13 protein-coding genes are annotated in these 12141 nt (G+C 51.4%); 2 read left to right on the forward strand and 11 right to left on the reverse strand.

Annotated features, from left to right (window positions below; all coding sequences use genetic code 11):
• Positions 1-17 precede the first annotated feature (17 nt).
• From H583_RS0114830 to H583_RS0114845, 4 genes are all read right to left on the reverse strand, one after another.
• Positions 18-1838, reverse strand: a complete 1821-nt coding sequence (locus tag H583_RS0114830) for an extracellular solute-binding protein (RefSeq protein WP_028561126.1) — start codon at positions 1836-1838, stop codon at positions 18-20.
• Positions 1839-1958: 120 nt separating this feature from the next.
• Positions 1959-2576 (reverse strand): DUF3298 and DUF4163 domain-containing protein, encoded by a 618-nt coding sequence (locus H583_RS0114835; RefSeq protein ID WP_036709775.1) that lies wholly within the window; start codon positions 2574-2576, stop codon positions 1959-1961.
• Positions 2577-2608: 32 nt separating this feature from the next.
• Positions 2609-3133, reverse strand: a complete 525-nt coding sequence (locus H583_RS0114840) for a GNAT family N-acetyltransferase (RefSeq protein WP_028561128.1) — start codon at positions 3131-3133, stop codon at positions 2609-2611.
• Positions 3130-3852, reverse strand: a complete 723-nt coding sequence (locus tag H583_RS0114845; protein ID WP_028561129.1) for a phosphonate ABC transporter ATP-binding protein — start codon at positions 3850-3852, stop codon at positions 3130-3132. The genes H583_RS0114840 and H583_RS0114845 overlap by 4 nt, the downstream gene beginning before the upstream one ends.
• 135 nt (positions 3853-3987) lie before the next feature.
• Here H583_RS0114845 and H583_RS0114850 point away from each other — a divergent pair, with 135 nt between their 5' ends.
• Positions 3988-4209, forward strand: a complete 222-nt coding sequence (locus tag H583_RS0114850) for a hypothetical protein (protein ID WP_028561130.1) — start codon at positions 3988-3990, stop codon at positions 4207-4209.
• A gap of 116 nt (positions 4210-4325) precedes the next feature.
• Here the strand turns inward: H583_RS0114850 and H583_RS37885 are convergent, their stop codons facing one another.
• Positions 4326-4460 carry a hypothetical protein gene (locus tag H583_RS37885; RefSeq protein WP_281170126.1) on the reverse strand — a complete coding sequence of 45 codons (135 nt, stop codon included), beginning with the start codon at positions 4458-4460 and terminating at the stop codon, positions 4326-4328.
• 175 nt (positions 4461-4635) lie between these two features.
• Between H583_RS37885 and H583_RS0114860 the strand changes: the two genes are divergently transcribed.
• Positions 4636-5379, forward strand: coding sequence for an HAD family hydrolase (locus H583_RS0114860; RefSeq protein ID WP_028561131.1), 744 nt, complete (start codon positions 4636-4638; stop codon positions 5377-5379).
• Here the strand turns inward: H583_RS0114860 and H583_RS0114865 are convergent.
• The 6 genes from H583_RS0114865 to H583_RS0114890 form a co-directional block, all read right to left on the reverse strand.
• Positions 5367-7670 carry a type IA DNA topoisomerase gene (locus tag H583_RS0114865; protein WP_028561132.1) on the reverse strand — a complete coding sequence of 768 codons (2304 nt, stop codon included), beginning with the start codon at positions 7668-7670 and terminating at the stop codon, positions 5367-5369. The genes H583_RS0114860 and H583_RS0114865 overlap by 13 nt on opposite strands.
• A gap of 121 nt (positions 7671-7791) precedes the next feature.
• Positions 7792-8124 (reverse strand): hypothetical protein, encoded by a 333-nt coding sequence (locus H583_RS0114870; RefSeq protein ID WP_051236502.1) that lies wholly within the window; start codon positions 8122-8124, stop codon positions 7792-7794.
• A gap of 263 nt (positions 8125-8387) precedes the next feature.
• Positions 8388-9875: a glutamate synthase subunit beta gene (locus H583_RS0114875; protein ID WP_028561134.1), complete on the reverse strand. Its 1488-nt coding sequence runs from the start codon at positions 9873-9875 to the stop codon at positions 8388-8390.
• 276 nt (positions 9876-10151) lie between these two features.
• Positions 10152-10637 carry a dihydrofolate reductase gene (locus H583_RS0114880; protein ID WP_028561135.1) on the reverse strand — a complete coding sequence of 162 codons (486 nt, stop codon included), beginning with the start codon at positions 10635-10637 and terminating at the stop codon, positions 10152-10154.
• A gap of 55 nt (positions 10638-10692) precedes the next feature.
• Complete coding sequence (locus H583_RS0114885; RefSeq protein WP_028561136.1) at positions 10693-11487, reverse strand: thymidylate synthase; 795 nt, start codon at positions 11485-11487, stop codon at positions 10693-10695.
• 143 nt (positions 11488-11630) lie between these two features.
• Positions 11631-12122 (reverse strand): acyl-CoA thioesterase, encoded by a 492-nt coding sequence (locus H583_RS0114890; RefSeq protein WP_028561137.1) that lies wholly within the window; start codon positions 12120-12122, stop codon positions 11631-11633.
• Positions 12123-12141 lie beyond the last annotated feature (19 nt).

Genomic DNA, 12141 nt, shown 5'->3' on the forward strand with positions numbered 1-12141 from the left:
ATGAGGGCATTTCATCACTAAATTAAAGAATTCAGCTTGTCCAGCATTTGCTTGTATGCCTGGGAGCTCTTCATTTTCTCAATATAAGCGTCCCATTCGGATAGGGTTGCCTTGCCTTGGATGACCTCCAGCTTCAGCATCTCTGCACCGCTGATCAGCTCACTGAATTCTCCCTGGTTAAAAGCGAGCTCGCTCTTGGCGAGCGGCTTTGATTTAAGCTCGGCCTGCTCCCATGCCATTGCCGTTTCCTTGTATTGGCCGCGTACGGAACTGTCCATACTCTCCAACTGCTGGCGGGGTGGCAAAATATCCGTTTGGCCGAACACATTCAAGGCAAACGCCTGATCCTGGGGCGTCCAGCCTTTGAGCTTCTCCCAAGCCCCCTCGTCGGTAAGCCCGATTCCCTTGTCCAGCCAGCCGAGAATCTGTTCCAATTTATCTCCCGCCACTGTCCTTGGAATCATATACATTCCTGAACCTGATATGTTCCAAGGGACAAGCCGTTCTCCTCCTGCCGCTTTCAGGCCGAGTGGAACCCAGCTAGCCTTCTGATCCCCATCTTTGCGCATTTGCTGCGTGAGATTCGCGGCCTCTGTAAGCGTCATTGCAGCCATCCCTGCCTGTCCCGAGGTCAGCATATCTGCCGCTTCCTCCTGTGACTTCACAGCAAATTGCGGATCAAGCAGCCCGTCCTTGTATGCTGCAGCCAGCCATTTCAACGCTTCCCGCTCGCCCGTGCTTATCAGACTGTCCTCCACCTTGCCGTCCACAACGACAAAGCGGGCGGGCGCGCCCGTATAGATTTGCTCGACCCATGACAGAGAGCCCAGGCTATTGCCCGGCATAGCACCCGTTACCCCTATCACAGGACCTTTGGCGCTGCCGCCCGGCCAATTCGTGGAAATGCTCTTCATAGCCTTGTATAGCTCATCCATATTGGAAGGCATTGCAAGTCCAAAAGCGTCCAGCCAATCCTGGCGGATCATCGGAAACGGCGCATCATGCTGGCTGACCGGTCTCGGGATGCCGTAAATTCTTCCATCAATCGTGCGAAGCGCTGGCGGCTGACTTTCTACAATCGCTTTGAGGCGGGGATACTTTTCAATATGATCTGTCAGGTCTGATGCATAGGACTGAAACAGCTCGTCCGGATGTAGGAACGGCCGGCTCAAAAACATCAAATCAGCGGGGTTGCCTGCGGCAATTCGAACATTTATATATTCAATGTAATTCCTGCTTTCCATTGCTTCAAAGGTGACATTCAGCTTCCATTCCTTCTTGCCATATTCATACAGTCCTTCGGAAAAGAACGGTTGTCCGGGATCAATCCGGCTGAGCAGGGTAAAGCTGGGCAGCAGGTTAGGATCCCTTAATAAAATCGATTGTCCGTTGCCGTTCCAGGTTACCTGAAATCCGCTGTTCGCCGCAGTCAGACGCAGGGGAATATAGAGCTGTCCGTAGCTCGTGTAGGGAGCCACATCCAGTTCGATGCTTGTCCCGTTCAGCTCAGCCTGCTGCTTGTCCTTCCAGAAGGTCCATGTCGTGCCGTTTGGATGGACAGCGCTCAGCCTGGACTGCGCCTCATTCCATTCCAGCTTGTATCCGAGATAACCGAGCCAGCCCCTGGCAGGGATCATGCTTGTACCGCCCCATACCGCCACATTCCATACGTACGGAGCACCTTCCACATACGCAAGCGCTCCGCTCGCGTCAACCGAATCTCCCGCTCGTGCAAAGGGCTCCCCGGCATAAGCAGTACCGCTGACTGTTCCCGCCCACAAAATTGTGCCTAATACAGTTACAAGCAGCCTTCTTCCCGGCTTTATGTCCTTTTTCATCCAAGCGCCTCCCTGTTCCGTTGTAAAAAAGGAAGAGCTGTCCGCTATGACGGCAGACTTAGCTCTCCTCGTTTCATATCTTTTGACATGACGACAATTACATGGGTGTGCCGGTCGTTCCTAATCGTTAACCAGCATGACGCCAAGCGGCCCCTGCTCGTTCACGATATCCTGCAGTTCGTAGACCGAAATCGGGAAATATTGAAATCCGTATACATAGGCTGTAATCTCATAAAGCTGAAAATAGATGACAAGAGAACGGTCGGCAATGTAAAAATCCTGATCCGGCCGAATGCCCTCAAACGGCTGCAGCAGATCAATCCCGCGCGCTTTGATTTGTGCGGCGATGATTGCATCCAGACGCTTCCTGTAATCGCTGCCGGTCTTGAACAGCTCAGAGAGCGTATACTGTTTTCCTGTTTTGAGGTCGAAGGTAAGCGACGACTGCAGCGTCAGCCCGTGTGCACCGCCGGTATACGCATAATTGTACAAGGATAAGCTGAGCACGTTTTTCTCATTCGTTTTGACCTCAAACCATCCGAACATTTCCGAACGCGGGTCATCCAGCGAGCCCTGGCTTTTAATCAGCTTGTGGGCTTCAGTGCGAATGGCCTCATTGATTGCATTTTGCACCTTGCGGTCAGCGACGCCCTGCACAACAGGAATCCACAGCTCAATCTTCGGATAAGTCAGACGGGTGGGCTGAATCACAGCCGGGGTTGCAAATGAAAATGCCATACAATAGCCACCTACCTGTCGGTTATAATGGTTCATTGTATGCTTTTGCTGCCCGCCTGCATGCCAAGTTTAAGGGATAGCTCATGCCATTCGATCCCGCCATGGGCAGATGAGGATACGCCCCTGTATGTAAAGCCAAGCTGTTCATAAAAAGGAATCAGATGCCGCTCACACATTAAAATGACAGATTCCAGCCCCTCCTGCCTGCATGTGCCTATTAAACGGCGCATCAGCTCATGTCCGATTCCGGATCTTTGATTCGAAGCAGCGACTGCGACTGTCAAAACGCAAAATCTTGCTCCTGTCCCGTCATCCCGGTGATTGCCCTTCATCTCCTCATCCGAGCAATCCAGCGCAGACGTCCTGACGCCGTTGGCAATTCCGGCAAGCATCCCGCTCTCCTCATCCCAGGCTGACCAGAAGTATTGCGGGAAGCGCTCTTGCCTGTAATGAAACGCTTCCAGTGTTGCCGCTGCCGCTGCCGGATAGCTGGCGCTTTCAAGATGGATTGCCTGCTGCAGTTCGCTTATCAGAATCGGGCGGTATACAATCCTCATAGCTGGAGCTTCTCCGCGGTTGTCAGACGGCGTCCCCGCACATCCAGTACAAGAGATCCCTGATTCAATCCAATAATGCGGTCGGAGAATTTCTCGGCCAGATCACTTTGGTGAATAACGGCAATCACGGTCATCCCCTGTTGGCATAATGCCTTCAGATCGCGCAAGATTTGCTCCGAGGTATGCGGATCAAGCCCGGAGACCGGCTCGTCAGCCAGCAGAACCTTCGCTCCATGCACGAGTGCCCTGGCGATCGCTACCCGCTGCCGTTCTCCGCCGCTGAGCTGCTCAGCCTTCTGCTTCGCCTTGTCCAGCAGCCCGAGCTTCTCCAGCGTATCCATTGCGCCCATATAATCGTCATTGCGAACCATGCCGGTCAGCATCCGCCAGGCGGGTGTCTGATATTTCGTGCCTACCAGCACATTTTTCAGAGCTGTCCGGCTTGGAGACAAAATTGGCTTTTCCTCCAGAAATGCGAACTCTCTTCGAATTTTACTCTGTCCTGTAAAAAAGTTGGCGAGTACATCCACACCCTCTACCATATATTTGCCCTGGGTCCATTTTTCCCGCAATGCGAGACATTTCAGCAGCATGCTCTTGCCGCTCCCGCTGCCTCCGACAATGCTGACAAATTCGCCTTTATGCGCTACAAAGCTAATATCAGAGAGCACCTTGGGTCCTCCGGGGATTTGCTTGGTCAAATGATCGATCTTTATCATGGTATGTGCTCCTCCGTTTAATTCTATAAATCTAGTTTACGGGAAATAAAAAATACTTTCCATACGAACGAATGTTTGCTATAATAAAAACAAGAACAGGCGTTCCAATTTCAGATTACAAGGAGGATGATCACCATGCAAAACTGCGAACATTATCGATTTGTCGAGAAACACCGTCCGTTTAGAGATTTGACTTTCAAGTTTTATTCTGATGGAAGGCTAACCATTATTGATAACGGCGCAGGGGAGGTGATCACGCCGAGGGAACTGAAGGGCGCCAGCCATGACTTCTATGTGCGCAAGCGCATTGCCTTCATCAAGAATGACCTGGAGGCCAAGCGACTGAAATATGCATAATGTATTTCATGTTACCCTCCCCCAATTATTGATATAGAAAGCAGGGAAGCGGCCATAATACCACTTCCCTGCTGCTCAAGTTCTGCTATGCTTCATTTAACCCTTGTAAATGCTCCTTAAGGCTGCTTGTTAATTCCGTTCAGATTCGGCGGGATTTCAGCAGCTTTTTGGGCTTTAACCGTCCTGGCCTCTTCTTTCATGCGGGACTCATTGTTCTGATTCTCCGTTTTTTCACTCCGGTTGATTGGCATGGGAATTCACCTCCGCCCTCATTATGCGAATTGACCCTCTCTTTTATACGTTTGACGCCAACTGGACATTCAGGTAGATTGTAAGAATAACCTGTCTGAAATTTGATTGACAAGTCAAGTCACGGTCCTTCATCAGACCGTACTTCATGCCTTATATTACAGAAGGAGCACTTCCATGCAGCAAACACTAATTTTTGATCTGGACGATACACTCATTCATTGCAATAAATACTTTTATAACGTTTTGGACCGCTTTGCATTTTTGATGCATTCATGGTTTGGAGGCTATGGCGCAACAGAGGAAGAAATTCGCAACAAACAAGTGGAGATAGATATGGAGAGCGTCAAACAGCTTGGATTTTTAATCCATCATTTCCCGCAATCATTGGTTACAACCTATGAATATTATACGGATAAATATGGGAGAGCCGCTGCTCCTGTTGAGAAGGATACTTTGTGGAAGCTTGGGGTCAGCGTGTTTGATTTCGAGGCGGAGCCTTATCCCAATATGGAAGAAACACTGGATTTCCTCTCAGAGCAAGGACATGTTCTGCACCTGTATACTGGCGGCGAGCCGGTTATTCAGCAGCGCAAGGTGGAGAGGCTTGCATTGGAGCGGTATTTCGGACCGCGTATCTATGTTCGTCATCACAAGAACAATGAAGCGCTGGAGAACATCTTAACCGAGGGGCGATTCGACCGTGACAAGACATGGATGATTGGCAATTCCATCCGGACCGATGTGGTGCCTGCCCTGACAGCAGGCATCCACGCCATTCATGTAGAAGCTGTGTCCGAATGGGTCTATAATGTGGTTCCAATTGATGTTCAGCCGCGCGGCGCGTTCCTGCTGCTCAAGCAGCTTCAGGAAGTGCCTCCCGCGATTGAACAGTATATAAGACAAGCTTATTCCTCATAACGAACCGTTACCTGGCCTCTCTCCGGGTCCTGAAGGACAATTCTGCCCTTGCGGACAGCGCCGCTGCTTAGTTTAAAGGACAGTTTGCCTGTCGTCCCCTTCGTTGCGAGCTGCTTGGCCATAGAAGCGGTAATTTTCTTCTCATTCATCGCCTTCCATATGACAAAGGTACAGCCATCCCGGTAATCTGAACATCCAAAGCCCCGCTTGCCTTCAATAATATGGCCCTTGCAGCCTGTTCTCGGGCATGGGGCCAAATGATCATGTGTCCGCGGCGCTGCAGGCTCTGGCAGCTCTCCGCTGCGGCTGGTTCTGGCTGCGGGCGGGACTTTGGCTGCTGTCGATGATTTGACAGTTCCGGGCGCTGAAGCCGCCCTGCTGCCCCGACGGCTGCCCTGGCTCTGTGCACGCGAGCCGCCTTTGCGGCGGTTCTCGTCCTCCTGGAACAGTGACGGAGGCGCTGGACGCTGCGTGCGTACCTTGTCGACAATCAACTTGGCAAACTGTTTGATTTTGTCCATGAACTCAATGTCGCTGGCTGCTCCCTTGGAAATTTGGTGAAGACGCTGCTCCCAGCGTCCCGTCATCTCCGGGGAAGCGAGCAGTTCGACGCCCGCATCACGAATGAGTTCAATTGCGGCACAACCCTTGGGCGTAATCTCCAGCTTCTTGCCCGACAAGAGAATGTAGCCGACCTGCTTCAGCCGCTCGATCGTTGCGGCCCGCGTGGCAGGCGTACCGAGCCCGGTATCCTTCATCGCTTCCTTCAGCTCATCATCCTCAATGCTCTTGCCCGCTGTCTCCATTGCTTTCAGCAGAGTGCCTTCGGTATGCGATTTTGGCGGCTGCGTCGTCTTCTCCTTCATTTCCGCCTCACTGCACTTCACCGGCGAGCCTTTATCTACCGAGAAGCTCTTATCCACGATAAGCTCCTCTTCATTGTCGTCGGTATCCGCCTTTTTCTTGCGGCCGGACTTCTCCGGAGATCCCCCATCCTCCTGCACAACCTTCCAGCCCGGATCAAGCTGCTGTTTGACCTTAGTCTTGAACGTCTCCTGCTCGACCTCGGTCAGCACTTCATGATTGTTGTAACGGGCAGGCGGATAATATTGCGACAGAAAACGCCTGACGATCAGATCATAGATTTTTTGCTCGTCAGCACTTAGGACGCCCGGCTTCTTTGGTGTAGGCAAAATCGCATGGTGATCCTCTACCTTCGCCGGATTGCATACCGCTTTATTCCCTCTGTGCACGCGGGAACGGTCTGCACCCTCGGCAAGCTGGGCATATGGCGTATTTTGCAGCATTGTCAGCACCTTGCCCATAACCGGGATATTCTCCTCCGTCACATAGTTGGAGTTCGTTCTCGGATATGTAATGACCTTATGCTTCTCATAGAGTGCCTGCGCGACATCCAGTGTCTTCTTCGCCGGAAAACCATAGCGTCCATTGGCTTCCCGCTGCAGAAGAGTCAGATCATAAAGCCGGTACGGATACTCTTTGGACTCATTCACTTCATAGGATATGATTCTTCCAGGCTTGCCCTGCACCTTATCAGCCAGCGCTCTGGCCTTCTCGGGGTCTGTCAGGCGCTCTCCCTGCCAGATGCCCTTATAGCTGCTCTTGGCTTGCTTGAATAATGCATGAACCATATAATAGGTCTCCGGCTTGAACGCCTCAATCTCCTTGTGACGGTCAAATAGCAGCGCAAGCACTGGAGTCTGTACCCGGCCGACAGACAGCAGAGCGCGGTGGCGGATCGTAAAGGCGCGGGATGCGTTCATTCCGATGAGCCAGTCCGCTTCACTGCGCGCTTTGGCTGCCCTTGTAAGCGGCGCGTAATCCGTGTCGCTGCGCAGGCTGTCAAAGCCCCGGCGGATCGTCTCCGGGGTCAAGTCCGAGATCCACAGCCGGTCAGCAGGCAGCTTGATCTTCAAATGCTGGATAATAAGATGAAATATCAGCTGTCCTTCCCGCCCTGCGTCACAAGCATTCACAAGCCTGCCGCAGCGTCCGGCAAGCTCCTTGATCGTCTTGAGCTGATCCCTTGTCCTCGGATTGGGCCAGAGCTTGAACTTGTCCGGTATAATCGGCAAATCCTGGGCATTCCATTTCTTGTAGCGGGCATCATACTGATCCGGCTCAGCAAGGCTGACCAGGTGGCCGATAGCCCAAGTAATAATATAGCTTTCACCTTCAAGATAGGTCCTCCGGTTCTGCGCTTTTGGCTCCAGCACCGCTGCAATGGACCGTCCCATATCCGGTTTCTCCGCAATAATCAATGTTTTCAAAAGCCGTCTCCCTCACAAAACATATTCCTTTTCACAGCAATCCGTGTCCGTCGGCAACCATGCTTCCATGGCTTTATTTCCAAGAGCACCCGGCCGCTGCACACATATAATGCCTGTTTACCTAAAGAGCTGCCTCAAGACTGCACGCCCGGATGTGCTCCTGCATGGCGTCAGACTGTATGTATGCTGTAATCTGTTCCTTCTCCCCGGCCGTAAACTGATATTCGCAGTCACAGCCCTCATCCAAAGGAATGATTTGCGCAATCTGGCCGCCATGCGTACAGATTACCAGAATTGTTAAATCGATCAGGTCTTGCGGTGCTTCTTCTGCGCATGTACGCTTAAGCTCAAACCGCAGCCCGACATCAATCCATTGATTATCCCGTCTCTCCAGCCGCGGTGTAAAAGATGCAAATTCCAGGTGTGTCACCCGGTCGGAACCGTACTTTATCACGTTTTTTCCCTCTTTCCCTCTATCTATGGCAGCAGATTGGCCGGCGGCAAACCATGCATTATCCGCAAAACCTGCCTACATGCTTGGCCATTCATCATATCTATTATCTTAACAGAATATAACGTTAAGCGTAAACGGCTGGCTCTCCTCCACATAATCAGAAAACAAAAAAGCTTCATTTGATTATCGGCCATTTCCCTTATGAGAAATACCTGTAATCAAATGAAGCTTTGTACATGTTAGCTATTTAACAATTGAATACATCAAGGCAAGACCGAAGAGCCCATCAAGTATTTATCGACTTCACGCGCTGCCTCGCGGCCTTCATTAATGGCCCATACGACAAGGCTTTGTCCGCGGCGCATGTCACCGGCAGCAAACACTTTGTCCACATTGGTAACATATTTGCCGTAACGCGCTTTAACGTTGGACCAGCGGTCCTGTTCCAGACCCAATTGATCGATCAAGGTGCGTTCCGGCCCTTCAAAGCCGACAGCGATCAATACCAGATCCGCCTGCCATACTTGCTCGGTGCCTGGAATTTCCTTATAGATCTTGCGGCCTGTCTCATCTACAGTACGCTCGATTTGGATCGTATGCAGTTCCTTAATATTGCCGTTCTCATCTCCAACGAAATTCTTCGTCAGTACGGAGAATGCGCGAGGATCCGTACCAAAAATCGCTTTCGCTTCCTCATGCGCATAATCCAGCGTATATACATTCGGAAATTGGGGCCATGGATTGTTCACGATATCCCGCTCCAGCGGAGCCTTCGCATGGGTACCGAACTGGGTCACGGATTTACAGCCATGGCGCAGTGCCGTTGCCACACAGTCCGATCCTGTATCCCCGCCGCCGATTACGATGACATTCTTGTCCTTCGCTGAAATATAATTTCCGTCCTCCAGATTGGAGTCCAGGTAGCTCTTGATTGTGCCGTTCAAATAGTCCATAGCCGGATGAATCCCTTTCAGCTCACGGCCTTCCATTTGTACATCACGAGCCTTCGTAGCACCCCCGCACAGTACAACAGCGTCAAAGTCGCTTACAAGCTGCTCAGCGGATACATCCTTGCCAATCTCTGTATTCGTTACGAAATCGACGCCTTCAGCTTCCATAATATCAACACGTCGCTGAACAACATGCTTCTCCAGCTTCATTGTCGGGATTCCGTATACGAGCAGTCCGCCGATCCGGTCCGCTCTCTCGAATACGGTAACTTTGTGCCCGGCCTTGTTCAGTTGCGCAGCACAAGCAAGTCCGGCAGGACCTGAGCCGACAACTGCAACCCGCTTGCCTGTCCGTACCTTCGGCGGCTGTGGTACAACCCAGCCCTCTTCGAAGCCTTTTTCAATGATGGAATGCTCGATGGTCTTTATCGTTACAGGGTCGCCGATCAAACCGACTGTACATGACCCCTCACAAGGAGCAGGACATACACGGCCTGTAAACTCAGGGAAATTATTTGTCTTGTGCAAACGGTCGAGCGCTTCTCTCCACAATCCGCGGTAAATGAGATTATTCCATTCCGGAATCAGGTTGTTGACAGGGCAGCCAGATGTCCCTCCTGTCAGCTCAATGCCGGTATGGCAAAACGGGGTTCCACAATCCATACAGCGTGCACCCTGAGTGCGCAGCTGTTCACTGGACATGTGCTTGTGGAATTCCTGCCAATCCCTAACACGCTCCGCCGGGTCGCGGTCAATTGGAAGCTCGCGTTTATATTCCATAAATCCTGTAGGTGTAGACATGATCGCTTTCCCCCATCCGTTATTCCGGTGAGTCAAGTCCCGCTGTCGATCCGGCGGCAATTCGCCATTTTCATCGCCTGTCCGGACTCTATCGCTCGTACTCACCAGACAATTGTAATCACACTATATCTGCAAAGGTTTCCTCATTCAACAGCAAACATTTGGCTGTAAAATTAGAGGAAGTGTTATATAACATCCTAGCATCTAAGCGACATCTACACCCATGGATTTTCCGTATAATCATTTGCACTAAGTGACATATTGTTCGTCAATTTACTAGCGGCGCTGATAGGTCTGAAAGTAGTAGGAATACGGATTATCCTCGTTTTCAATCCCTTTCACTGAATCAGTCAATTCCCATTCGTCCTTTGCAAACTCAGGAAAAAATGAATCGCCTTCAAAGTCCGCGTCAATCTCTGTAAGCAGTATCCGGTCGGCATGAGGCAGCAGCTGCCGGTAGATTTCTTCACCGCCGATCACATACAAGTCTGAATCGCTGTATGTTTGAAGCGCCTCCTCAACAGACTGCACAATCCCGCATCCTTCAGGAGCGTAATCGGTACTGCGGGTCATGACGACATTCAATCTGTTTTTAAGCGGGCGGCTTCCGAAGGATTCGAATGTCTTGCGCCCCATCAGAACTGTGTTGCCGGTGGTTGTGCGGCGAAAAAAAGCCATATCCTCCGGCAGCCGCCACGGCAGCTTATTATCAATGCCAATCGTGCGGTTCTTCGCCATAGCAGATATCAATATAATAGCCAAAAACGTACACCTCCCATCCGCCTTTTGTTTTTTGTTTCAGCAGGTTAATTTCGGATTACACCGAAACCGACGCCTTGATCGTCGGATGATGCTCATAGCCGACAATTTCAAAATCCTCATACTTGTAATCAAAAATTGAGTCCGGCTTGCGCTTGATAACCAACTGCGGCAGAGGCAACGGCTCCCGGGTCAATTGAAGCTCAACCTGTTCAAAATGATCCTTGTAAATATGGACATCGCCACCGGAATAAATAAAATCACCCGGTTCCAGATCACACTGCTGTGCGATCATATGGGTCAGCATTGCGTATTGGGCGATGTTAAAAGGCAGCCCCAGGAATGTATCCGAGGAGCGCATGGTCAGCATACAGGAAAGCTTGCCCCCTGCCACGTAAAACTGGAAAGCATAGTGGCATGGCGGCAGCTTCATGTTATCAATCTCCGCCACGTTCCATGCGCTTACAAGATGTCTGCGGGAATCGGGGTTGCGGCGGATGCTGTCTACGACCTGGGCAATCTGGTCAATCACCCGGCCGTCCGGCGCCTGCCAGGCCCGCCACTGGGAGCCGTACACAGGGCCAAGATCACCGTTCTCATCCGCCCACTCGTTCCAAATGCGAACACCATTTTCCTGCAAATAGCGTACATTCGTATCTCCGCTCAAAAACCACAGCAATTCATGAATAACGGATTTCACATGCATGCGTTTTGTAGTCACAAGCGGAAACCCTTTGGACAAATCAAAGCGCAGCTGACGGCCAAATACCGACTTCGTGCCCGTCCCTGTCCGATCCTCTTTGAGCACGCCGTGATCCATAATATCCTGTAATAATTCCAAATAAGCTTTCAAAACTGCACCTCACCTTTACATAGCTTCTGTTGCTATCATATCACTTTTGCCCCTCAGGCGGCTACAACCAGGCCTGCCGGATCCGTATTCCGGATACATAAACCTGGCAGAAATCTTGTCAACACTCACTGCCACAGACCCGCCTAGAGCCTGCCCCGCCGCTGGCTCCTGCGCTCTTTTCTGAGCTTGTAGCGCTCCGGTGCACCGATGTGCAGTTCCAGCTCTTCCTCCGTCTCGGGGACAGCTTGAGGGACGCGCAGCGGCTTCCCTTGACCATCCAGTGCAACAAAGGTAAGAAAGGCGGTTACAGTCAGCCTGCGCTCGCCTGTCAAGGCATTCTCCGAATGTACATTGACAACAACCTCCATGGAGCTGTTATGTGTCCAGGTTACAAAAGCAACCAGCTCAATAACCTCGCCAAGTCGGATCGGCGCTACAAAATCCAGGCTGTCGCTGGAGGCCGTAACCACGGCAGCCCGCGCATGGCGCATGCTGGCAATCGCTGCGATCTTGTCGATGTACTCCATCACCTTCCCGCCGAACATCGTCCCATGATGATTGGTATCCGAAGGGAAAATAAGCTGTGTCATGATTGAACGGGAAGCTTGGCACGGCTTCTCGGCATTCTCATTCATTTCAAATGACCCCTCTCCT

Origin of the sequence: Paenibacillus pinihumi DSM 23905 = JCM 16419 (assembly GCF_000422505.1) — a bacterium.
GTDB classification, from domain to species: Bacteria; Bacillota; Bacilli; order Paenibacillales; family Paenibacillaceae; genus Paenibacillus_D; species Paenibacillus_D pinihumi.